The sequence below is a fragment of the Bradyrhizobium cosmicum genome, from assembly GCF_032290525.1.
GTDB classification, from domain to species: Bacteria; Pseudomonadota; Alphaproteobacteria; order Rhizobiales; family Xanthobacteraceae; genus Bradyrhizobium; species Bradyrhizobium cosmicum_A.
Map to the genome: position 1 here is coordinate 55695 of NZ_JASXTA010000011.1, position 22061 is coordinate 77755.

At 61.1% G+C, this 22061-nt stretch carries 22 protein-coding genes and 1 pseudogene; 16 read left to right on the forward strand and 7 right to left on the reverse strand.

What is annotated here, in order from left to right:
- Positions 1-52: 52 nt before the first annotated feature.
- Positions 53-1276: a phenylacetate--CoA ligase family protein gene (locus QSV46_RS20420; RefSeq protein WP_314955415.1), complete on the forward strand. Its 1224-nt coding sequence runs from the start codon at positions 53-55 to the stop codon at positions 1274-1276.
- Between the two features lie 702 nt (positions 1277-1978).
- On the opposite strand, the gene QSV46_RS20425 is transcribed toward QSV46_RS20420, so the two are convergent.
- Entirely contained in the window at positions 1979-2173 is a 195-nt protein-coding gene (locus tag QSV46_RS20425) for a hypothetical protein (protein WP_314955418.1), read from the reverse strand.
- On the opposite strand from QSV46_RS20425, the gene QSV46_RS20430 reads away from it, so the two are divergent.
- Positions 2166-2576 (forward strand): MarR family winged helix-turn-helix transcriptional regulator, encoded by a 411-nt coding sequence (locus tag QSV46_RS20430; RefSeq protein WP_314955420.1) that lies wholly within the window; start codon positions 2166-2168, stop codon positions 2574-2576. The genes QSV46_RS20425 and QSV46_RS20430 overlap by 8 nt on opposite strands.
- A gap of 56 nt (positions 2577-2632) precedes the next feature.
- Here the strand turns inward: QSV46_RS20430 and QSV46_RS20435 are convergent, their stop codons facing one another.
- Entirely contained in the window at positions 2633-2965 is a 333-nt protein-coding gene (locus QSV46_RS20435; protein WP_314955423.1) for a hypothetical protein, read from the reverse strand.
- A gap of 143 nt (positions 2966-3108) precedes the next feature.
- Between QSV46_RS20435 and QSV46_RS20440 the strand changes: the two genes are divergently transcribed.
- The 5 genes and pseudogenes from QSV46_RS20440 (at position 3109) to QSV46_RS20460 (ending at position 6918) form a co-directional block, all read left to right on the forward strand.
- Complete coding sequence (locus QSV46_RS20440) at positions 3109-3399, forward strand: recombinase family protein (RefSeq protein ID WP_314955426.1); 291 nt, start codon at positions 3109-3111, stop codon at positions 3397-3399.
- A gap of 1204 nt (positions 3400-4603) precedes the next feature.
- A pseudogene (locus QSV46_RS20445) lies at positions 4604-4780 on the forward strand (DNA ligase); the annotation flags it as partial.
- The gene (locus QSV46_RS20450) at positions 4777-4989 is read left to right on the forward strand and encodes a hypothetical protein (protein WP_314955428.1); all 213 of its coding nucleotides are present in this window, start codon (positions 4777-4779) and stop codon (positions 4987-4989) included. The pseudogene QSV46_RS20445 and the gene QSV46_RS20450, both read left to right, overlap by 4 nt.
- A gap of 98 nt (positions 4990-5087) precedes the next feature.
- Entirely contained in the window at positions 5088-5288 is a 201-nt protein-coding gene (locus QSV46_RS20455) for a hypothetical protein (RefSeq protein ID WP_314955431.1), read from the forward strand.
- A gap of 178 nt (positions 5289-5466) precedes the next feature.
- Positions 5467-6918 (forward strand): hypothetical protein, encoded by a 1452-nt coding sequence (locus tag QSV46_RS20460; RefSeq protein ID WP_314955434.1) that lies wholly within the window; start codon positions 5467-5469, stop codon positions 6916-6918.
- Positions 6919-7598: 680 nt separating this feature from the next.
- Here the strand turns inward: QSV46_RS20460 and QSV46_RS20465 are convergent.
- Both QSV46_RS20465 and gmd read right to left on the reverse strand, forming a co-directional pair.
- Positions 7599-8417, reverse strand: a complete 819-nt coding sequence (locus QSV46_RS20465; protein ID WP_314955908.1) for a GDP-L-fucose synthase — start codon at positions 8415-8417, stop codon at positions 7599-7601.
- Positions 8418-8538: 121 nt separating this feature from the next.
- Entirely contained in the window at positions 8539-9609 is a 1071-nt protein-coding gene (gmd, locus tag QSV46_RS20470) for a GDP-mannose 4,6-dehydratase (protein ID WP_314955437.1), read from the reverse strand.
- Positions 9610-9854: 245 nt separating this feature from the next.
- Between gmd and QSV46_RS20475 the strand changes: the two genes are divergently transcribed.
- A complete protein-coding gene (locus QSV46_RS20475) occupies positions 9855-10397 on the forward strand; it encodes an HAD family hydrolase (RefSeq protein ID WP_314955440.1) in 543 nt (180 codons plus the stop codon).
- Between the two features lie 4 nt (positions 10398-10401).
- Positions 10402-11613, forward strand: a complete 1212-nt coding sequence (locus tag QSV46_RS20480; RefSeq protein ID WP_314955442.1) for a glycosyltransferase family 4 protein — start codon at positions 10402-10404, stop codon at positions 11611-11613.
- Here the strand turns inward: QSV46_RS20480 and QSV46_RS20485 are convergent.
- The 3 genes from QSV46_RS20485 to QSV46_RS20495 are packed head-to-tail and all read right to left on the reverse strand — an operon-like array spanning position 11610 to position 14248.
- Complete coding sequence (locus QSV46_RS20485) at positions 11610-12707, reverse strand: DegT/DnrJ/EryC1/StrS family aminotransferase (protein ID WP_314955445.1); 1098 nt, start codon at positions 12705-12707, stop codon at positions 11610-11612. The genes QSV46_RS20480 and QSV46_RS20485 overlap by 4 nt on opposite strands.
- A gap of 12 nt (positions 12708-12719) precedes the next feature.
- Positions 12720-13190, reverse strand: coding sequence for an acyltransferase (locus QSV46_RS20490; RefSeq protein ID WP_314955448.1), 471 nt, complete (start codon positions 13188-13190; stop codon positions 12720-12722).
- Positions 13187-14248 (reverse strand): Gfo/Idh/MocA family oxidoreductase, encoded by a 1062-nt coding sequence (locus tag QSV46_RS20495; protein ID WP_314955451.1) that lies wholly within the window; start codon positions 14246-14248, stop codon positions 13187-13189. The genes QSV46_RS20490 and QSV46_RS20495 overlap by 4 nt, the downstream gene beginning before the upstream one ends.
- 324 nt (positions 14249-14572) lie before the next feature.
- Between QSV46_RS20495 and QSV46_RS20500 the strand changes: the two genes are divergently transcribed.
- The 7 genes from QSV46_RS20500 to QSV46_RS20530 all read left to right on the forward strand — a co-directional run bounded on the left by QSV46_RS20500 (position 14573) and on the right by QSV46_RS20530 (position 22060).
- Positions 14573-15925, forward strand: coding sequence for a hypothetical protein (locus tag QSV46_RS20500; protein ID WP_314955454.1), 1353 nt, complete (start codon positions 14573-14575; stop codon positions 15923-15925).
- Positions 15912-17222 carry a hypothetical protein gene (locus QSV46_RS20505; RefSeq protein WP_314955457.1) on the forward strand — a complete coding sequence of 437 codons (1311 nt, stop codon included), beginning with the start codon at positions 15912-15914 and terminating at the stop codon, positions 17220-17222. The genes QSV46_RS20500 and QSV46_RS20505 overlap by 14 nt, the downstream gene beginning before the upstream one ends.
- 13 nt (positions 17223-17235) lie before the next feature.
- Positions 17236-18411, forward strand: a complete 1176-nt coding sequence (locus QSV46_RS20510) for a glycosyltransferase (protein WP_314955460.1) — start codon at positions 17236-17238, stop codon at positions 18409-18411.
- Positions 18412-18526: 115 nt separating this feature from the next.
- Positions 18527-18973, forward strand: a complete 447-nt coding sequence (locus QSV46_RS20515) for a hypothetical protein (protein WP_314955463.1) — start codon at positions 18527-18529, stop codon at positions 18971-18973.
- Positions 18970-20088 carry a DegT/DnrJ/EryC1/StrS family aminotransferase gene (locus QSV46_RS20520; RefSeq protein WP_314955465.1) on the forward strand — a complete coding sequence of 373 codons (1119 nt, stop codon included), beginning with the start codon at positions 18970-18972 and terminating at the stop codon, positions 20086-20088. The genes QSV46_RS20515 and QSV46_RS20520 overlap by 4 nt, the downstream gene beginning before the upstream one ends.
- A gap of 65 nt (positions 20089-20153) precedes the next feature.
- Positions 20154-20852, forward strand: coding sequence for a class I SAM-dependent methyltransferase (locus QSV46_RS20525; RefSeq protein WP_314955468.1), 699 nt, complete (start codon positions 20154-20156; stop codon positions 20850-20852).
- Between the two features lie 20 nt (positions 20853-20872).
- Complete coding sequence (locus tag QSV46_RS20530) at positions 20873-22060, forward strand: glycosyltransferase family 1 protein (RefSeq protein ID WP_314955470.1); 1188 nt, start codon at positions 20873-20875, stop codon at positions 22058-22060.
- The last annotated feature ends 1 nt before the right edge of the window (position 22061 follow it).

The window sequence follows — 22061 nt, forward strand, 5'->3', positions numbered from 1 at the left end:
ATAGCCATGCCGGCGGCGGCGCGCAACGGATGCCAACCCGGAAAGACCAGCCATGACCGCCCATTACGACGCCTTCGAGACGTGCGAGCCGGCCGCGCGCGAGGCCAAGCTGTTCGCCCGCTTGCCGCAGGTGCTGCGCGGCGCGATGGCCGCGCCGGCCTATGCCGAGCGGCTGAAGGGCGTCGATCCGGCCGCAGTGACCTCCCGGGCGGCGCTGGCGAGCCTGCCGGTGCTGCGCAAGTCCGAGCTGCCCGCCCTGCACAAGGCCTCCGCGCCCTTCGGCGGCTTGGTGGCAGCTGCCCCGGGCTCGTTCGCCCGCCTCTTCACCTCCCCCGGCCCGATCTTCGAGCCGGAGGGCCGGCAGGCCGATCCCTGGCGCGGCGCGCGGGCACTGTTTGCGGCGGGGTTCCGCGCCGACGACATCGTGCTCAACACCTTCAGCTACCATCTCACCCCCGGCGGCTTCATCTTCGACGCCTCGGCCCGCGCGCTCGGCTGCGCGGTGATCCCGGCCGGGCCCGGCAATACCGAGCAGCAATTCGAACTGATCGAGGCCTACCGGCCGGTCGGCTACAGCGGCACGCCCGATTTCCTGAAGATATTGCTCGATGCCGCAGCAAGCGCGGGGCGCGACGTCTCCTCAATCAAGCGCGCGCTGGTCTCGGGTGCGGCCTTCCCGCCCTCGCTCCAGGCCGAGGTCAAGGCGCGCGGCATTGACGCCTACCAGGCCTTCGGCACCGCCGATCTCGGCCTCATCGCCTTCGAGACCGAGGCGCGCGAGGGCATGGTCGTGAACGAGGACCTGATCATGGAGATCGTCAGGCCCGGCACCGGAGATCCCGTGGCGCCCGGCGACGTCGGCGAGATCGTCGTGACCTCGCTCGATCCGCATCATCCCTGGATCCGGCTCGCACTCGGTGACCTCACCGCGGCGCTGCCGGGCATGAGCCCGTGCGGGCGCACCAACATGCGCATCAAGGGCTGGATGGGTCGCGCCGACCAGACCACCAAGGTCAAGGGCATGTTCATTCGCCCCGAGCAGGTTGCAGAGATCGGCAAGCGCCATTCCGCGCTCGGGCGCATGCGCCTCGTCGTCACGCGCCAGGGCGAGAGCGACGCCATGACGCTGAAAGCCGAAACGGCAGCCGCGAGCGAGGCGCTACGCGACGAGATCGCCGGCACGTTGCGCGCGGTGACGAAACTCGGCGGCAATGTCGAGCTGGTGAACCCGGGTGCGCTGCCGAACGACGGTAAGGTGATCGCGGACGAACGGTAAGAGACCGATCGTCCACTGTGCGCCAGGGCGGCATAACAGGGAATTTCTCAAAAAGATGGACTAAAAACAGGTTCTCACCAAGTCCACAAATATGGGACCTAGCCGGATTTTGGTAATGTTTTCCGCGGCTTCGGCATCGCTACCGCACTTTGCTGTTAATGCCGATAACAGGCCGCGAATAGGAGGCGATCTGGATAAAATCGCACGTCCGCCTTCTCTCCCAACCTTGAGGCATTGCGCAGACGAGATGAAAATCGAATGTTCGTTTCGAATATCTCGCGATTGCGCAACAGCTTTCCTGTCCTGACGGAGCACGGTCGATCCAGTTAGAGCAGCACGAACTCGGCAGACGGAATATGTTGCCATTGAATGGCGTCCGCGCCTCTGCCGCGATCAAACCGGTGGCGCCGCTGCAACACGGCGATCAAGGCTACGATACTGTCGTAGGAGAGTCTTGGCAGGGCCGGAATGTTCAAACTCACTGCCCGAGCATACGGCGAATGCACGGTTGTGCTGCGGCGGGCGTTGAGGAGCTTAGGGACGCGCAAGCGGAACTCGAGGATAGAGTTTCACATTTGGTAACTTAAGGCGCGCAGGCTGATCTGATGAACCTTCCGTCTCGGTTGCTGCACCATCGCAGTTCTCCTTTAGCTATCTCCTGGCAACGATGTCGTCCCTGATGCGCGCAAAGCGGCGACGCTCCTACACCTGCGCCGGGTTGTGAAAGATGGTGCCCATGAAGACAAAAAAGGGCGGTGTCAAAAATCCGATCGCCAAAAAGCCGCCGCAGACTGCGCGCTTCGCCAAGCTGTCGCGCATTGTGCCGCGATCGGCGCCAGTTGCAAAGCCTGCGCCGCCCAAGCTGCTTGCCTCCGCAGATCTGTCCCATTTGCTCATCTATCACATCCGACGGGCCCAGCTTTTGCTCCTCAAAGAGGCCAGCCGGCGGCTCGCCGTCTTTAAGATCAGCCCGTCGCAATTCTTCGTGCTGTCGGTGATCGAGGCCAATCCAGGCGCCAATCAGCTCGCCATCGCGCAATCGTTGTCGATTGAGCGCGCAGGGATCGGGAGGCTGGTGGACCAACTGGAGCGGCGCGGCCTGGTGCAGCGCTCCGCCTCCGCCGTCCATCGCCGCTACTACGAGCTCCATTTGACCGGGACCGGCGCCACACTCTTGGGTCGCTTGCGGCCGGCGATCGCCGAAAGCGAGAAGGCGCTAGCCGGAAGGATTGGGCCGCACTCCTTCCGCGAATTGCTGTGGGCGCTGGACCGGATCGGGACCCTGAAGGAAGCCCCGTGAGAACAGGCCTGCTTTAGTTAGCGGCGCGCCAGCGTGAACCGGCGGGCCTGACGAGATCAGCGCTTCGCCGCGTTACCTGCCAACTCCATCGCTAGATCCAGAGCTGCCACCCCAATCTGATCCGAGGAATTAGATTTGCAGCGCCGGTCCATCCAAGCAATAATCGCGGTGAAATCACCGCGGCCCACAATTTCTCTGTCACCACTGACATTGAGCCCGCTGACGAAGCCCATGACCCAGGATTCGAACGCTCCCTTTACGACGAGGTTCTTCTTCCGGTTCATCCAGGCGGTGCACGACTGAGAGCCCGCGCCGACGATCGTTGATCCAGCGTTCAGGCACGTTATAGGCAGAAGCAGCATGGCGATGCCGGTTAGCGCTCTTTTCATCATTTGCTCGGACCGAAACGGCGACTGTCGACCAACCTACATCTGAAAATCGCTTGTGTCAGCTTGGATACAAGCCCTGCTGTCGTGCGGGCTACGCGCTGGTGCGAGAGCTCGTTGATGAAAAGATGCAAACAAGAGGGGTGATGAGAAAGGGTGACCGCAAGTACATCCTCACGGACCACATTCGGATAAGGCCGGGCGATCCGAGGGAGGTAGCCGTTGTGAAGTGGATATTCGACAGGTTCCTGGAGGTCAGGTCTGAAACCGTGATTGCTTGGGAGCTCAACCAGAAGGGGCTCGTCTCGAGCACAGAGACGCCATGGACGCGTGCTGCAGTTGGTATTCTTCTCAGAAACGAGAGCTATATCGGAAACCTCATCTTCAACCGAAAGTCTCGCAAGTTACGACAGAACGCCGTGACCAAATCCTCCTGAACAATGGATCAGAAGCGAAGGTTGCATCGAACCCATCATTGATCGCGAGGTCTTCTTCAGCGTCAGGAGAATTATCGAGGAGCGCCGCGTCGACCTTTCAGAGGAGGAAATGCTCGTTCGGCTGCGCCGAGTTTTTCTCAGAGAAGGGCGCCTTACCCCGGCAATTATCGATAGAACTCCAGGACTTCCCTGCTCTGCGACCTGTCAAACCCACTTTGGCAGTTTTCGGAATCTATATCGACTAATCGGATACGCACCGAAGCGGAACTACGAATTCCTCGACTCACGTCCTCTTTGGTCGGAGCTAAGGGCCAAGCTTCTCGTACAGGCCGCGTCCGCGATTCGAGCGGCGGGCGGACGCATCAGTCCGGGGGGCTGGAGCGATTGCCTACTTGTCAACGGGACGACCTGTCTTTCGGTCAGGGCTGCTCGTTGGACTCCCGGCCAAAAGCCAAACCATGCACCACTCTGGAGTATTGAGCGCGAGGGGTGCCTTCCCGACGGCTGGATCGCCGCCATAAGATTGTCCGAGCACAACAAGTCCGTACTCGACTACGTGCTGTTGCCGACTGACGGCAAAGTGAAACGTACGATCCGCTTTTCCGAGGCAGCGCGAGCGCGACGGGGAATTATGCGGTTCAAAACGGCCAATGGCCTTGTTCAAGCTATCAGCCGGCGGCTTACAGAAACACGCCCCGCCTCCCAAGCCACGCCAGGGCCGCAGAGCAAGCGGCCGAAAGCAACGCGGTCCAAAGGAACGCCCGCGGGCGGCGCTGATGGAGCGCAGGTACAGGAAGCTCCGAGAAGCTTCCCGTAATTTCTTCGGAATTCTCCGTTAAGCTTAGCTACCTCAGGCAGATCTGACAGCTTTACATTCATCGGCCATGAGCTGGGCTCCATTCGCGATTGGACCAGCGCCCTATGAACCACTGTTTTGCCCGACGATGCAAGCTTCACTTCGGTTTTTTCGATACGACGATGCATAGCCCACCGCAGAACACTTGTACGTTTGCTCGCCAACCGAGAATGCCGGCGCGAGTAGCTTAGCGCCGATCGCAGACTCGAATCGGGCCAATGAAGGATCTCATCGGCCGGTCGGGATCGACGTAAGTTCTGCCGCACCATCACGAAGGCAGGATAAGCCCGATGGTGATGGCCACAGCCAGCAGCGGGAAAGTTTGTTTGACATGGCACCCAGCCGACCGAGCTGCGGAAGCGGCTGAAGCCCCCGATCCGGAAGAGTCAGCCTTATGCCAAGCGGGTCGCGCACAAGGGCATCTGGGTCGAGCCGAAGCTGCTTGCGGAGGTCGAGTATCGGGGCAAGTCGCCAGAGGGCAAGGGCCGGCATCCGTTCTTCAAATGTCTGCGGGAGGACCTATGATGGCCTACAAGCGAGATGCGCGCGAGGAGATGGCGAAACGATCGGGGCCGACGTGGTTCATCCCTAAACATGTCCCTGACATTCACACCGGCGAACCATGGTCCGAGATGGTGGTCGAAGACCTGCAAGCCGCATGGAAGACCGGTGCCGACCTCGGAGAGTTGAGCACATATCGTTGCCATGACCGGGACGACATCACCCAGAAATAAGGAGCTTGGTCTTGATCTGATCTACCAGCTGCAGCGCCGTCGGGGCTATCTGCAAAAGCAGAGCGGCAGGCCGAGAAGAAACCCGACGAGCGAGCATCATGAACATGGCCCGGCTGATCCCCGCCGAGCAGATCGAGCAGAGCTATGACCTCACCATGATCGCGCTGGCCGACGCGCGAGCGCGACGCAGCGGCCACCATCGACCGGCTAATCAGCATTCTCCATCGCGCGATGCCATCACCGAGGTGCTGGTCGACGAGCGGGTGCGCTCACGGCCCAGATCGGATGTGCCAGGATAGGAGGCCGCTCGGCAACAGCGCCTAAGCCCAACTTGCGCCTTTCACTATGTTTCCAACACCGGGATTTACCCGATTGCGTCGCTGCCCCGCGGCGTCCTATGGTTCCATCGATTGCTTTTTATAAATTGGGGCGGGGGCTCCTTTGGTTATCTCGATTGCCGTCGCGGAAACGCGACCTTTGTCGCGCGTGTCCACGCGCGCGGTCGTTTACATCGCGCTCTTGTCGCTCGCTGGCGCCTATTTCCTCACTTGGCCAATTTGGCGCGCTCAGTTCTTGATTGAAATCTGGCCTACGGAGTCGTGGAACGCCTATTGGCAGGACGCGGCGGCTGCGTGGCGGCCGATCTACCCAGGGCCAGATAGCCTTGCCGGCAATAACTACCCGCCGCTCTCGTTCTATGTGATCGGGGCGCTCGGCAAGCTGCTGGGTATGGACAACCTGTTTGTGGGGCGCGCGCTCTCGCTGCTGGCCCTGGCGGCGCTGGCCCTGGAGGTATTTCTTTCGGTCCGGATTTTGGCCTTGGGCCGCCTTGGCGGCGCCGTTGCGGCGCTGTGGTATGTCGCGATGATGGCGCGCAACTCGACCATCTACATCGGCACGAACGATCCGCAACTTGCTGGCCTCGCTATCATGGGCGCGGCGCTCGTGTATTTCCTTCGGCTTTGCCAGCAGAACCGCTCTCCAGTCCCCGCGCTATTGCTCATGGTCGTCGCGGGCTTCTGGAAGCACAACATCATTGGGGTCCCACTAACGGCGCTCTGCTGGCTCTTCCTCTCATCGAACCGGGAAGCCGTCAGAGCGACGTTCGTGAGCAGCTTGGCAACCCTGGCCGGACTTCTCGCCTGCGTCGCCCTGTTCGGGCCAAACTTCATACCCGATCTGCTGGCTCCACGACAATACAGTTGGTCGAATGTTCTGACGAACGTGGGGCATCTGCAATGGTCTGCGCTCGCGCTGCTGATCTGGGCTGCATGGGCGATTTTCGATCACCGCTCCACGCCCGCAAGGTTTACCGCCCTGCACATCGGCGTCGGGCTTGTCGCCTGCATCGTGCAATGGTTGGGCCACGGCATTTTCGGGAATGCCGAGTTCGATTTGGTCTTCGCCGTGGCAATCGGCCTCGGCGTCACCTTCAATCGCATGGAGTCGAGCTACGTTGCGAGAATGATTGGGCCCGATCGTTGCCGGGATGCGATGGTCCTCGCTCTTCTGCTGAGGCTGATCCTGACCGATCGGCAGGAAACGGCTCTTCTTTTCTTAAGCCCCGAGTTCCGGGAGTCGCTGTATGCAAGCGAACATAACATTTTGAACGAAGCTAAGGTCGTGGCGGCAATCCCGGGGGACGTCGCCTGCACGATCAAGCTTGTTTGCAGGCAAGCGGGCAAGTCATTCATCGTTGATGAGTTCAGGACGGACGAGATGGTGGCAACCGGGAAGCTCGCCCCCGCCGACATTCCGGCTCTGCTGAGCGCCAAACATATTTCCGTGCATCCCAAGACGCAGCCGACCGGACCGGAACAAGACACGTCCATTTCGAGGTGGTGGCGAAGGCGAAACCAACCGATCGTAAACGCCCATCGCGTCACCCCAACGATCCTCGCATGCGGCGCGATCTGTACCTGCTCGTGATGGCATTCAGGCGTTCGGGCCTAACCTCGCCAACTCGGCTGGCTGGCGCGTGATGTTTCTCGCGCCGCGCTGGTACGATCAATGCAAGAAGGGTAACCACGTCTCGGTCGACCAGATGCAGTTCATGCGTTCTACGGCAAGAGTTGGGAGCGTTTTGGCGACGGAAGATGCCGCCGCCGCAGACAGCAACTCTCTGGTCAGGTGGTTCGGAAGTTGCCATCAGCCCGGCGCGTCCGATTCTCGAGCGCGGATTAATCCGACATTAGCGCTTTCCAGGTTAGTTCTGTTGATGTCCGTCTCATCGCTCCGCGGGCTCGGACCAGCCAGACGCTTGGAAGCGGGCGGTAAACACGGCGCTTAACCGAGGCTGATCGCAGCCGCCACTCCCCCGGCCCCCATGGCGGAGGTCAACATCACCTCTGACATGGTCCGCCGCGATCGCGCGGCCAGCGTCCCGAATTTCTGGTTTGAGACATTCTCAATCGCCGTTTTTGTGTCGGCGATATGCGTCACGCAACGGCATCGTCTATGTCATCGATATCTGCCAGATCCCGGAACCGAGAACGGCGTCATCTTTCGAACCAAACCGCTCTGCGTATTTTCGACGGAGACAAACGCACCCACGGTCCGGAAAGCTACATCTTTGCCACCTGCTGAATGAGTCGGCTCGCGATTACTTCCTATCCCGCTCTGTCGATTCGTTTTTTTTCTAAGAAGGCTTGGTAAGTCAGCCGCAGGCCGTCCTCGATCGAGGTCTGTGCGCGCCAGCCGAGCCTTTCGAGACGGCCGACGTCGAGCAGCTTGCGCGGCGTTCCATCGGGCCGCGAGGTGTCGAAACTGATCTCGCCGCGATAGCCGACGATTTCGGCGACGACGCGCGCGAACTCGGCGATGGTGATGTCCTCACCGGTGCCGACGTTGATCAGCTCCGCGCCGGAATGGCTCTTCATCAGATGCACGCAGGCATCCGCCATGTCATCGACATAGAGGAACTCCCGCCGCGGCGTGCCGGTGCCCCACACCACGACGCTCGTCGCGCCCGAAAGTTTCGCCTCATGAAAGCGCCGGATCAGCGCGGCGACGACGTGGCTCAGCTCGGGGTGATAATTATCGCCGGGGCCGTAGAGATTGGTCGGCATCACGCTGATGAAGTCGGATCCGTACTGACTGCGATAGGCCTCCACCATCTTGATGCCGGCGATCTTGGCGATCGCATAGGGCTCGTTGGTCGGCTCCAGCGGGCCTGTCAGCACCGAGTCCTCGCGCAGGGGCTGCGGCGCCAGCTTCGGATAGATGCAGGACGAGCTGAGGAACATCAGCTTCTCGGCGCCGTTCTGATGCGCTGCCTGGATCACGTTCGCCGCGATCGCGATGTTGTCGTAGATGAACTCGGTGCGCAGCGTGTCATTGGCGACGATGCCGCCGACCTTGGCGGCGGCGAGAAAGATCACTTGCGCCGCGCCTTGGCGAACCAGTCGAACACGGCGGCCTGGTCGCAGAGATCGAGCTCGCGCCGGTCTGCGGTGACGAGCTGGACATCCTCGGGTGCCAGCTAGCGCACAATCGCGCTGCCGACCATTGCCGCGATGGCCGGCGACCTAGACGGTCCTACCCTTGAGTTCAAACGCTGCGCTTGCCACTGGCCGCGTCCCGTTTTGCTTCCGCCAGATCGCTCGCCATCATCTCCTCGACCAGCTGGGTGAACGTTCGCTTCGGCGTCCAGCCGAGCACTTTTCGCGCCTTGCCGGCGTCGCCGACCAGCAGATCGACCTCGGTCGGCCGGAAATAAGTTGGATCGATCTTCACCACGGTCTTGCCGCTGTTCTCATCAATGCCGGTCTCCTCGACGCCCGCCCCGCGCCAGGCGATGCGGCGGCCGACCTGCGCGAACGACAATTCGACCATCTCACGCACCGAGTGCATCTCGCCGGTGGCGAGCACGAAATCGTCAGGCTTGTCGGCTTGCAGGATCTTGTGCATGCCCTCGACATAGTCCCTCGCGTGGCCCCAGTCGCGCTTGGCCGAGAGATTACCGAGATAAAGAGTGTCCTCGAGTCCCACCTCGATCCGCGCCACGCCGCGGGTGATCTTGCGGGTCACAAACGTCTCGCCGCGGATCGGGCTCTCGTGGTTGAACAGGATGCCGTTCGACGCGAACATACCGTAGGCTTCGCGGTAGTTCACCGTGATCCAGTAGCCGTAGAGCTTGGCGACACCGTAAGGCGAGCGCGGATAGAACGGCGTGGTCTCCTTCTGCGGGATCTCCTGGACAAGACCGTAGAGCTCCGAGGTCGAGGCCTGGTAGAACCGCGTCTGCTTCTCCATGCCGAGGATGCGGATCGCCTCGAGCAGCCGCAGCACGCCGATGCCGTCGGCGTTGGCGGTGTATTCCGGGCTCTCGAAGCTGACGGCGACGTGGCTTTGGGCCGCGAGATTGTAGATCTCGGTCGGCCGGATCTGCTGCACCAGGCGGATCAGATTGGTCGAGTCCGTCATGTCGCCGTAGTGCATCAGGAACGGCACGTTGCCGACATGCGGATCCTGGTAGAGATGATCGACCCGCGCGGTGTTGAACGAGGACGAGCGTCGCTTGATGCCGTGCACGACATAGCCGAGCGACAGCAGATATTCGGCGAGATACGCGCCGTCCTGGCCCGTGATGCCGGTGATCAGAGCAACACGTTGAGTCATGGCCAACCTTGTTCCCGTAGCATTTGACATGGACGGATGCACACGAAACGCCGAGCGAAGCGCACCCGACCCTCTTCTTGGCCATATCGCCCCTCGCTGGTCAACCCCGGGCGCGGCCTGGAAACGGGCGCGCCGAGAGTGCCGGGACAGATTGGACCTGGAACACAATCGTGATACTTAGCGAGAGGGCGACGGGGCCGCATTAGCGGCCTGCCCGCCCACAGAGAACGCAATGTTGAGCCGAAATGTCCCGAGACCGAGAGAGCACGGCGATCAACCAAGTGCTGCGCCCCGCCGTTTTCTTTGATCGCGACGGTGTTCTGAACGTCGACAGCGACTATCTGTTCGAGATCGACAAATTCCTCTGGATCGACGGCGCCATTGAGGCCGTGAAGGCGGTCAACGATGCCGGCTATTTCGCCTTCGTGATCACCAATCAGTCGGGCGTGGCCCGAGGCTTTTATCAGGAGACCGACGTCGATCGGCTGCACGATTGGATGGCGGAGCAACTGGCGGCCCGCGATGCGCGGATCGATGCTTTCGAATATTGCCCGTTTCATCCGGACGGCCTGGTGGAGCGCTACCGGCGCATCAGCGATCGGCGCAAGCCGCAGCCCGGCATGATTACAGATCTCCTGAAGAAATTTCCCGTCGACGCGAGCAAGAGCTTCGTGATCGGCGACAGATCGTCCGACGTCGAAGCGGCACGCGCCGCCGGATTGCCGGGACACGTCTTTGCGGGCGGAAATCTGCGTGATTTCATCCTGCCGCTTCTGGCGAACGGATAACGTCGTGGAGAAAGCTCCCAGCTTCATTCTCGCGACGGAGTACTATCCGCCCGATTCGAGTACGACTGCGACCTATCTCGGCGCGATCGCAAATGCGATCGCCCTGGACGTGAAGACGGTCGTGCTGTCGGGAACACCGGGCACCGCGAGGCCGGCAGCGACCGGCAACAGCGCACCCGAGGTCATCGAGATCACGAACTGGAGACCACCCAAGCATGCGCTCACAAGACGCGTCATCGCAAGTTCGGCGCTGGCAATGCGGCTGTTCTGGACCGTCTACAAGCGCGCGCGGCCGGGCGACGTCGTCATGTCGGTCACGAGCCCCTTCACCCTGCCCTACACGATCACGCTCGCCGCAAGGCTGCGCCGCGCCAAGACGGCGCTCCTGATCTACGACCTCTATCCGGAAGCTCTGGTGGCCGCAGGAATCGCCCGGCAGACTTCGCTCGTCACGCGCGTCTTGCGTCTCGCCAATGGCTGGCTCTTCGGATCCCTCGACGCGATCTTCGTCATCGGCCGTGACGTGCCCCCGCTGCTGCTGCGCTATCCGCGCGTCCGCGCAGAGAACATTCATTTCGTACCCAACTGGACGCTGCTGCCGATTGCATTCCGCGAACCCGTCGATGACGGCAGCTTCAGGAAGCCCCACCCGGCAAAGTTCGTCGTCGGCCTCTGCGGCAATCTCGGCTTCACGCATGCACCTCGCACCGTGTTCGAAGCCGCACGGCTCTTGCGACGTGAGCAGAACATACACTTCGTTCTGTCCGGCTGGGGCGTCGGCTGGACCGAGTTGAAGACCCTTCAGGCTTCGGAGAATCTGGAGAACGTCACCTTGCTGGATCCCGTGCCCGAGGAACAGCTTGCCGAATTCCTGGCGGCGGCGGACGCCTGGGCCATTCCCTACCGGCGCAACGTCGCAGGTGTTTCAATTCCAAGCCGCCTCTACAACTTTCTTGCCGTCGGGCGGGCGGTCATCGTCGGAACGGAACCGAATTCGGAAGCCGGACTTGCGGTCGCGGAGGAAAACATCGGCTGGGTCGTGCCTCCGGAGGATCCCGCGAGCCTCGCGCAAGCGATAACCGAGGCCGCGTCCAATCGCGAGGCGACGCTAGAAAAAGGCCGGCAGGCCGCGGTCGCCGCGCTGAAATACAGCGAGCAAGCCTCGACGCTGCGCTACCGGAACATCGTACGACGCTTGGGCGAGGATGGCGGCTAGAAATTCCTGATCAGCCGAATGACTTCATCCTGCTGCTCGCGCGTGATTTCCGCAAACATCGGAAGCGAGAGGATCTTGTTCTGATCTTCAAACGCTCTCGGAAACTGTTCGGTGCGATGCGCAAATCGCGAATAGGCGGGCAGCAGCGGCAGGGCCGTCGGGTAGTTGATCGCCGTCTGCACCCCGTTCTCGCCCAGATATGCCGCGAGAGCGTCACGCCGCTTATGCTTGATCGTGTAGAGATGGTAGACGTGGGTGCGGTCAGGCGCGACACGGGGCACCTCCACGCCATCGAGTTGATTGAGGCCGGCATCATAGACCGCCGCAGCGTCCTGACGCGCCTTGGTCCAGGCCTTCAGGTGCTTCAGCTTGGCCGACAGGATCGCCGCCTGCATCCCGTCCAGCCGGCTGTTGATGCCCTCGATCAGATGCTTGTGCTTCACGAGACCGCCGTGACGGGCCAGCATGGTCATGTGCTCGGCAAGCCCGGCATCCCCGGTCACGACCGCGCCGGCATCGCCGAACGCCCCCAGATTCTTGCCCGGATAGAACGAGTAGGTCGCGGCCGCTCCGAAGGTCCCGACCGCCTGACCCTTATATTGCGCAAGATGCGCCTGGGCGCAGTCCTCGACAACCCAGAGGCCGTGCTTGCGCGCGATCGCCATGATCGCGTCCATGTCTGCCGGCTGGCCGTAGAGATGCACAGGGATGATGCCGACGGTGCGCGGCGTGATCGCGGCTTCGATTGCCGCGGGGTCGATCGTAAACGTCTCGCCGTCGGTATCGCAGAACACGACTGTCGCGCCCGCTTGGGTGATCATCGCGGACGTCGATATCCAGGAATGCGCGGTCGTGATGACCTCGTCGCCTGGCTTGACCTTGAGCGCCGCCATCGCGAGGTAGAGCGCATCGGTGCCGTTCGCACAGGAAACGCAGTGCTTGACCCTCGCGGCGTCCGCGAACTCCCGTTCGAAGGCGTCGACATACGGGCCGCGGATGAACGCGCTGTCGCGAATGACCGCGGCAATCGCACGGTCGATTTCATCCTTGATCGACTGATACTGGAGCCCGAGATCCGCATAAGGTACCGGCATGAATGCTATTCCCTAGGTCTTGCCCTTGAGGCGGCGGGCGGGATTCCCAGCGTAGGTGCCCCGTTCCACGATGTCCTTCGTGACCACTGAGCCCGCCCCGATCACGACGTCATCGGCGATGGATACCGGCATGATGGTGGCGTTCGAACCGATCGAAACCCGGTTGCCGACCCTTGTCGCACGCCACAATTCGCGGCGGCCCCGTGCGGGCCCGCCGGTCGAAAAGGTGTCGTTGATGAACATCACGCCATGGCCGATGAAGCAGTCCTCTCCGATCGACACCAGTTCGCAAATAAAGGCATGCGACTGCACGCGGGTCCGCGCACCGACGATTGCGCCGGCTTGTATCTCTGTGAAGGGGCCAACGAAGCAGTCATCCGCGATCTCGCAACCATAGAGATTGCACGGTTCGACCAGTTTGACGCGCTCGCCGAACTTGACATCGCGCACGGCGACCTGGTGCACTTGCGGTCTACCGCTCACGAGATCACACCGAGCTTGCTCCGCCGCGGCTCGAAGCGCAGCGCAACTTCCTGTCCCGTCTCGATCGACTCATAGAGGGCGGAGATTAGTTCAAGGCTCTTGCGGCCCTGAAGGCCGTCGACCAGCGCCGCGCGCTGATGCAACAGGCAGTCCACGACGTGCTGGTAGTAAGCCTGGTGGCCGAATCCGTAGACGTTAGGCGGATTGACCGAGAACTTCTCCATAACGACCTTGTCGCTCGGCAGCTCGTCGACGAAATTCCAGTGCCTGATCTGGTTGACCGCGAAGCCCGCGATCTCCACGGTTCCCTTCTCGCCGAGAATCGACAGCGAACCCTCGAGGTCCTTCGGGCGAACTGCCGTGGTCGCCTCGATGATACCGAGCGCGCCGTTGCGGAATTTCAGCGTCGCCACCGCGGTGTCTTCGGTCTCGACCTTCACCAGGGCCGTCGTTGCCTTCGCATGTACGCTCACCACGTCCCCGAAGAACCACTCCAGCATGTCGATGTGGTGGCTGGCCTGATTCGTGAGCACGCCGCCGTCATAGCCCCAGGTGCCGCGCCAGGCGTCCTGATCGTAATAGGCCTGGTCCCGGCACCAGCGCACCCGCACGGTGCCGAGGACGAGCCGGCCAAACCTGCCGGCGTCCAGCGCCTCGCGCGCCTTGACGACCGGAACGTTGAAACGGTTCTGCTTGACGACAAACAGCTTCACGCCGGCCTCGTCGCAGGCGCGGATCATGTCGTCGGCGTCCTGTAACCGAAGCGCCATTGGCTTCTCGACGACGACGTGCTTTCCAGCGCGCGCGCACGCGATCGCGTGCTGCGGATGCATGCCGCTCGGCGTCAGAACGGCAACAGCGTCGATGTCCTTGCGCGCGAGCATGTCGTCGAGATCGTCGTAGGCGGAAACTGAGAACTTCGTCGCGACAGCGTCCGCACGCGCCCCGAGTTTATCGCAGACCGCAACAAGGCGGGCACCCTCGATTTGACCATTCCCCAACAGTTCCGAGTGACGCTTTGAGATACGTCCGCAACCGAGCAGGCCAAATCTGATCATTCAGGTCATCCTCACCTTGGCACTGCCGCACGAGATATTCGTCCTGACCGCGCTCCGAAGTCAAAGCCTATATTCGAAAATTCCGTTATGAATCAAGCCAACAATGCGCTTCTCCTGAATTGTCAGCCCCCATGCAGAACGAGCCTGGGCAGACTTTGGGCTGCCGTCGTCGGCACGGCAGCGAGGCTGCCAAGTGCCTAGCCGGGCTTCGATAACCGGAGCGGGAACTCAGGGTTGGCGACCGACAACTGGCTTGCCCTCAGTGGCCACGCCGCACCTTCCATGATACGGAGCGCGCGATACTTCGCAGGATGCACCTCACCAATGAAAAGCGCGGATGTTTCAGTGACGTCGCTGCCTCGCCTTCGATTCCGGCTGGCCACCCTCCTCGTTTGTCACGTCCTGACCTCCTGGGTCTCCCTGATTTTCGTAGGTGAGTACTATCGGCGCCTGTTGCCCTTGGCCGAGAACAGTCTTCCTCGCATTCTGACCGCAGCGGCCATAGCCAGTCCATTTGCCCTGCTCTCAGTCATCTTCGTAAGACGGCGCTTCAGTTTCGGTTATGCGCTCGGCTTTTATCTCTTCACGCTCGTTCTGGGCTATCTCTGGCTTGTCGAATTCTCGACGTTTCACTACGATCACCGCCTATCAGCAATCTCGGCCTTCATTTCCGGGGCCGCGTTTCTCATCCCCGCTCTATTCCTGAAGCTCCCGCCTTTTCCCTGCCGATTGACATTGACGACAAAGAAATTCCACAAGCTGCTGTACGCCATTCTGGCCATCTCGATCGTTGTTCTAGCCATCGGCGCGACCTTCAACCGGCAGCTCGTCAGTCCACTCGACATCTATCAGTTTCGGGAGCAGCTCGTATTTCCCAAGCCTCTTCTCTACGCCATCGGTATCGTCTGCGGAGCCCTATTGCCTTTTGCATATGCGAGCTTCTATCAGCTGAAGAGGTATGCCCTTGCAGCGCTCTGCCTGGTGCTCCTTGGGCTGTTCTATCCGGTCACGCTGACGAAACTCGCGCTGCTCGCGCCGGGGTGGCTGCTGTTCCTCACGCTCTTGTCGATCTATTTCGAGACGCGAACAGCGGTCATGCTCTCACTGTTGCTGCCGGTGTCGGTCGGATTGCTGCTGGTGCTGGCGTATAATCTTGGTCTCTTGGCGGAGTACCCGTTCCTGGTCTATTTCGGCACGGTCAATTTTCGAATGATCGGAATGCCGGCCAGTGCGCTCGACTTCTACAATGATTTCTTCTCGACCCACGAACTGACGCTCTTTTGCCAGATCGGCCTGATCAAGCCGTTCGTATCGTGCCCCTATACTGAACATCTTTCCGCCTACATGCAGAAGAGCTATCATGTCGGATTTTTCAATGCGTCGCTGTTTGCGACGGAAGGTATCGCGTCGATTGGCCCTATGTTCGCGCCCGTTACGGCCTTCATATGCGGACTTGCGATCAGCATCGCGAACCGGGCATCCGCGGAACTCCCTGAACGCTTCGTGCTGGTGTCGGGCGGATTGCAGCTACATATTTTCCTGAATGTGCCTTTCACCATCGCGCTGGTGACCAATGGTACTGCCGTTCTTTTTCTACTTTGGTACCTGACACCGGCCGCCGCACTGCAAAACGCCGGACCGATACCTCCCCAGAGCCAGGACAATGCAGTTTTCTGATCATTTCAAGACTTCGCCAGGGACGCCATTGATACTTGCACTTCTTGCGCTTCATACGCTCGTCTGCGGCGTGTCGCTCGCGATGGTCCTGCAGCTGTATGGATATCTCCATCTTTTCACCTGGAGCGCCTCGCACATTGGCGAAGCAATGCTCCTTGCGCTTCCGGTCGCCGCGCTGGCATCCGTCATGGCCTTCACAAGATTCAGCTTTGGCTATCTGCTGTCATTCTATCTCTTCACTATGATCCTTGGCTATGTTTGCCTCATACCTTTTTCGGAATTGCCATACGACCACACGCTGCCGGCTATTTCAGCAATAATCTCTGCTATAGCATTTCTGGTCCCCACCGTGTTTCCCAAATGGCCTCTCAATTCGACGCATACGGTCTCGGTGAAAGGCCTACGCCGGCTCATCGCGGCGATTGCCGCCGCAAGCCTGGCCATCATCGCCATAGGCGTCTTCTTCAACTTCAAACTGGTGGGACTCGCGGACATCTATCAATTCCGCGACGAATTAAGGTTTCCGATCGTCCTTCAATATGCAATTGGAATGACCTTAGGCGCCCTGCTGCCATTCGCCTTTGCGTGCTGCATCGAGATGCGGGCCCCCCTCGCAGCGATGGCAATACTGCTTCTCCTCGTCGCCTTCTACCCGATCACCCTCGCAAAGACGGCCCTGTTTGCACCGGGCTGGCTCTGCTTCCTCTGGTTCATCTCGAGCCACCTCGAAGCAAGGGCTGCAGTCATTGTATCCCTGCTCGGGCCGGTCGCGCTCGGAATCGTCGTGACGATTCTGTCCGAGCACGGCCCGATCCCTCGGCCGCTCTACCTGGACTACTTCGGGACGATCAACTTCCGGATGGTCGCATACCCGTCGATCGCGCTCGACGTTTACAACGATTTCTTCTCGCGGCACGAACTCACGCATTTCTGCCAGATCTCAGTCATCAAGCGCCTGAGCACTTGTCCTGACAGCGAGCAACTCGCACTTATCATTGCGAAGAATTATCCGGTGGGCAATCTCAACGCATCCTTGCTTGCAACCGAAGGGATCGCGTCAGTCGGCAGCACGCTGGCGCCGCTAAGCGCGCTTCTCGCCGGTCTCATCCTTTCGATCGGAAATCAGGTATCCGAGGGGCTTCCGCCGCGCTTCGTCATCCTGTCGAGCGGGATGGTGATACAGAATTTCCTCAATGTGCCGCTTTCTGTCATGATGGTTACGAACGGCGCTGCCGTCCTGTTTCTGCTTTGGTACATCATGCCGCGGATACAGGTTCCGGCGCCGCGGCCTTCATAAGGACCTGAGTTCGATGCGCACGCTCGTCCTGAACGCCGATTACCCTCGATTCCTAGCGTGGTTTTATGGTCGCCACCCCGGGCTCGACCGGGCCGGCTATGCCCAGCAGATGGCAGCCCGAAACGCGAGCCTGTTCGGCGTCGCCGACTTCTATTCGCGCAATTTCACGGCATTGGGCCACCAGGCCGCCGATATCCACGTCAACAATCTATCGCTGCAATCGGCTTGGGCGCGCGAGCACGGTATGACGCTCGGCACGGAAGCCAGCTTCGGCGCCAGCAAGAAGCAGCGCTTGCCGGGATGGCTCCAACGCACGATCGCACCGCTAAAACCGGCACTGCGGCCATTAGCCCGCCGTCTGGGATTGAGCCCGCGTTTGAGCGAGCAGGCCGAGCGCGTCCTGCTCGCCCAGATCGAGGACTTCAAGCCGGACCTCATCCTCAATCAGGATGTCTTCTACATCAGCACGGGACTGGTGCGACGCATGCGGGATCTGGGGGTACGCGTCGTGATTGGACAGGTCGGCATCGAGCCGACAAAGGGAGAGGACTGGAACGCCTACGATCTGATGCTCTCGCAACTGCCGCGGGTCGTCGGGGCGTTTAGGGCGGCCGGCGTTCGTGCGGAGGTCTGCCACCTTGCGTTCGAACCGGCCGTCCTGGACGCGCTGTCTGCGGCGCCCGCACCCGACGTCGACGTCTCGTTCGTGGGGTCGGTATCGGAAGATCACCGGGACCGGATCGCGCTCCTGGAGTTCGTCGCAGAGCGCCACGATCTCAAGCTATGGGGTAACATTCCGAGTTCGCTCCCTTCGACGTCTGCGCTTCGACGATGCTTCCAGGGCGAAGTCTGGGGCTCCGAAATGTACGATGTCCTGAGGCGATCGCGAGTCAGCCTGAATTCCCACATCGACATCGCCGGGGAGGAAGCCGGCAACATGCGGCTGTTCGAAGCCACCGGCGTCGGCTCTTTTCTGCTGACAGATTCCAAGCGGAATCTGCACACTCTCTTCGAGCCCGATCGCGACGTCGCGGTCTGGCGGTCGCGTGAGGAATGCTCCGCGGCAATCGCGCACTATCTCGGCGACAATGAGAAACGCGTGGAGATCGCCGCAAACGGGCAGAAGCAGACGCTGGCGAAGCACACCTTTCGCGGTCGCGTCGAGGAGATTCTCCGCTTCATTCAGTAGTCGCGGTAAAATCCGAAAAGCCAGGCGTTACCCTTGACGATTTGGGGGAAAATGGCCAAAGTCGGCCGCATGAACGCTAGCGCGTTGTAATATAATCGTATTCTGGAAACGACAGATGGAACACGTCGAACACGTCCGATTCGGCGATCAGCTCTATGCAATCATCGTGCGTGCTTCGTTTCGCGAGGCGGGTATCCACTTTTTCTCGACGCCGGAACTGTCGCAGCAGCTCGCATTCATGAGCCATCCAGAGGGTAAGAGCATCGCGCCGCATCGCCACAACAAGGTGACGCGCGAGGTGCATTACACGCAGGAAGTCCTCCTGATCCAGAAGGGAAAGCTCCAGGTCGACTTCTACACCGTGGACGAAGACTATCTCGAGAGCCGCGTGTTGTGTGCCGGCGACATCATTCTGCTGTGCAGCGGCGCACATGGCTTTCATGTGCTCGAGCCGGTCGAGATGTTCGAGGTCAAGCAGGGCCCCTACTCCGGTGAGAACGACAAGACCAGATTCGACGAGGTCAACGCGTCGCAAATTCGGATCAAGGGCCTGGGCCTGTGACCGGCTTCATTCCCGTCAATACACCGCTGCTGGACGGCAACGAGGCTGAGTATCTGGCCGAGTGCGTCCGTACCGGCTGGATTTCCTCGGAAGGTCCATTCATCAAGCGCTTCGAGCAGGAGATGGCCCGGGTCGCAGGCCGCCGCCATGGCGTCGCCGTGACTAACGGCTCTGTCGCGCTCGACATCGCAGTCCATGCGCTCGGGCTCAACCGCGGCGATGAAGTCATCATCCCGACCTTTACGATCATCAGTTGCGCCGCCGCCGTGGTCCGCGCCGGCCTTGTCCCTGTTGGGGTCGACTGTGATCCGTCGACCTGGAACATGACCGTCGAAGGTGTGGAAGCTGCGCTCACGCCGCGCACCCGCGCCATCATGCTGGTCCACATCTACGGCCTGCCGGTCGATCTCGAAGCAATCCTGACGCTCGCCCGCAAGCACAACTTAAAGGTCGTCGAGGACGCCGCCGAGATGCACGGCCAGACCTATCGCGGCGCGCCCTGCGGCAGCTTCGGCGATGTATCAACTTTCAGCTTTTATCCGAACAAGCACGTCACCACCGGTGAAGGCGGCATGATCCTCACCGACGACGACGCGCTGGCCGACAGGCTGCAAAGCCTGCGCAATCTTTGCTTCCAGCCGCAGCAGCGCTTCATTCACGAAGAGCTCGGCTGGAACGCGCGCATGACCAATCTGCAGGCCGCGCTCGGCGTCGCGCAGATCGAGCAGCTGCCGCGCACGGTCGAACTCAAGCGCAGGCTGGGCAGGCTGTACGACGGGCATCTCGAGGGCGTGGCCGGCATCCGTCGCCCCGTTGCCCGTACCAATTATGCGGACAACATCTATTGGGTCTACGCCATTGTCCTCGACGACGATATTCCGTTCGACGCCAAGGAGGCGATGCGGCGTCTGGGCGAGAAGGGCATCGGCACGCGGCCGTTCTTCTGGTGCATGCACGAGCAGCCCGTCTTGCGCCGCATGGGATTTATGCTTGAGGAGTCCCATCCGATCGCCGAGAACATCGCTCGCCGCGGCTTCTATCTGCCTAGCGGACTGGCGCTGACGGAGGATGAGATCGCCCGGTCGGCGGACGCGTTGAAGGAGATTTTGGCGTGACCGTGTTTGCGGACTATGCCCCCTGGTACGATCTCCTGTACCAAGACAAGGATTATGCGTCCGAAGTGGATTTCGTCGAGCGGCGCCTGCGCGACCATGCCGTGACCCCGGGCGGAATCCTGGATCTCGGATGCGGAACGGGCCTGCATGCGATCGAATTTGCCCGGCGCGGCTGGAATGTCGCCGGCATCGATCTGAGCGAAGAGATGGTGGCCAAGGCCAAGTCCAGCGCCGCCCGGTCCGGATTGCCCGTGCCCTTCCGCCAGGGTGATGCCTGCGAGATCGGCCCGGAGCGCAACTTCGATGCGGTCGTGTCGCTGTTTCACGTGGCGAGCTACCAGCGCGATCCCGCTAGCCTCGAGGCACTTTTCCGAACCGCCCACGCGGCGCTCAAGCCGGGCGGGGTCTTTCTCTTCGACTACTGGTATGGCGGCGCAGTGCTGGCGCAGGGCGTCGAGACCCGCGTCAAGGTGATCGAGCGCAAGCCGTTACGGCTGACCCGGATTGCGCAATCGGACCATGATGAGGCGAACGCCACGGTCTTCGTGAATTACACCCTGTTCTGTGAGGACACTGATCGTTCCACGATCCGGCGCGTCGACGAAACGCATCGCATGCGCTACTGGTTTCCGTTCGAGGTGGAATCTTCGCTCAAGGCCTGCGGATTTCAGCCGGACGGCAACTACGCCTGGTACTCCGATGGTGCGCCGAACTCGAAGACCTGGGCGGCCTATTCGATCGCCAGAAAGAGACTGGCGCCGTGAGACCGATGCGACTGGCCGTCATGCTGGAGCAAGCCCTCGAAGTCGGCGGCGGATTTCAGCAGCCGCTGAACGACGTCCTCTGGCTTCGCGACTGGGCGGCCAAGTCCAACAATGAAGTCGTCGTCTACTCGCCCTATCCGAAGACCCAGCAGATCCTGAAGGAATTCGGTATCGAGGCGCGCCTCTTGAAGTTCGGCGTCCTCGATCACGCCTTCCTCTTTCTCAAATATTGCAGGCCGTTCGACCTCGTGCAGTTCGGGCTGGAGTTGAAGTCTCCGTTCGAGCGCGCCCTGGTCCGTGACGGCATCGACGTCGTGCACTTTACCTCGACATCGAAGCGGCATCTGCTGCTCTATCAGCTTCCCTTCATCATTACGATCTTCGACGGCTGCCATCGCGATGCGCCGGAATTCCCCGAGGTCCGTGCATTCGGAGAGTTCGAACGCCGCGAGGTCGTGTTCGGGTTAGGCAGCACGAAGGCGGTGCTGGTGCTGGTCAACTCCCCCGAGCTGGTCGAGGATTTGTCGCGACGCTATGCCGTCGACAGATCGCGCATGATCTCGATCCCGTTCTCACCTTCGGTCTACGTCACTTCGCCGGCCGAAGGCGCGAATGATTGCGACGACGCGGTGCTGGAGAAGTATCAGCTCGAACGCGGTTATCTGTTCTACCCGGCCCAATTCTGGCTCCACAAGAATCACTTCACCCTGCTGGCGGCGCTCGCCAAGCTGCGCGAGCAGGGCCGCACCGAGCGGCTGGTGCTGTGCGGATCCAATCGCAGCGGCCGCGAGAAAATCGATGCCGCGATCGCCGCCTTCGGGCTCGCCGGTCAGGTCTCGATCCTGGGTTTTGTGGGATCCTCGGAGCTTGCCGCGCTTTACCGGGGCGCGGCAGCCCTTGTCATGCCAAGTTATTTCGGCCCGACCAACCTGCCTCCGCTCGAAGCCTGGGCGGTCGGAACGCCCGTCATCTATGCCGAGGCGTTCCAGGCGCAAGCGGGCGACGCCGCGATCCTGTTCGACTATGACGATCCGGACTCGCTGGCCAACGCTATCATCAACTTGCGGTCGGACGGGACCACCCAGCGTCTGCGCGAAGCAGGTCAACGACGGCTGCAAGAGCTCGCTGGCGAAACCGAGCTCGCGCGGCAGCAATTCGCACGGCAGATGGAGCGGCTGAAGCATCGCCTGGCGCTGATGCCACGCTGAC

Bases quoted from the DNA above. Each gene is read 5' to 3' on its own strand.
- QSV46_RS20420 (WP_314955415.1), top strand. From the start codon at position 53: ATGACCGCCCATTACGACGCCTTCGAGACGTGCGAGCCGGCCGCGCGC.
- QSV46_RS20425 (WP_314955418.1), bottom strand. From the start codon at position 2,173: ATGAGCAAATGGGACAGATCTGCGGAGGCAAGCAGCTTGGGCGGCGCA.
- QSV46_RS20435 (WP_314955423.1), bottom strand. From the start codon at position 2,965: ATGAAAAGAGCGCTAACCGGCATCGCCATGCTGCTTCTGCCTATAACG.
- QSV46_RS20440 (WP_314955426.1), top strand. From the start codon at position 3,109: ATGAGAAAGGGTGACCGCAAGTACATCCTCACGGACCACATTCGGATA.
- QSV46_RS20450 (WP_314955428.1), top strand. From the start codon at position 4,777: ATGATGGCCTACAAGCGAGATGCGCGCGAGGAGATGGCGAAACGATCG.
- QSV46_RS20455 (WP_314955431.1), top strand. From the start codon at position 5,088: ATGAACATGGCCCGGCTGATCCCCGCCGAGCAGATCGAGCAGAGCTAT.
- gmd (WP_314955437.1), bottom strand. From the start codon at position 9,609: ATGACTCAACGTGTTGCTCTGATCACCGGCATCACGGGCCAGGACGGC.
- QSV46_RS20475 (WP_314955440.1), top strand. From the start codon at position 9,855: ATGTCCCGAGACCGAGAGAGCACGGCGATCAACCAAGTGCTGCGCCCC.
- QSV46_RS20485 (WP_314955445.1), bottom strand. From the start codon at position 12,707: ATGCCGGTACCTTATGCGGATCTCGGGCTCCAGTATCAGTCGATCAAG.
- QSV46_RS20495 (WP_314955451.1), bottom strand. From the start codon at position 14,248: ATGATCAGATTTGGCCTGCTCGGTTGCGGACGTATCTCAAAGCGTCAC.
- QSV46_RS20500 (WP_314955454.1), top strand. From the start codon at position 14,573: ATGAAAAGCGCGGATGTTTCAGTGACGTCGCTGCCTCGCCTTCGATTC.
- QSV46_RS20505 (WP_314955457.1), top strand. From the start codon at position 15,912: ATGCAGTTTTCTGATCATTTCAAGACTTCGCCAGGGACGCCATTGATA.
- QSV46_RS20510 (WP_314955460.1), top strand. From the start codon at position 17,236: ATGCGCACGCTCGTCCTGAACGCCGATTACCCTCGATTCCTAGCGTGG.
- QSV46_RS20515 (WP_314955463.1), top strand. From the start codon at position 18,527: ATGGAACACGTCGAACACGTCCGATTCGGCGATCAGCTCTATGCAATC.
- QSV46_RS20530 (WP_314955470.1), top strand. From the start codon at position 20,873: ATGCTGGAGCAAGCCCTCGAAGTCGGCGGCGGATTTCAGCAGCCGCTG.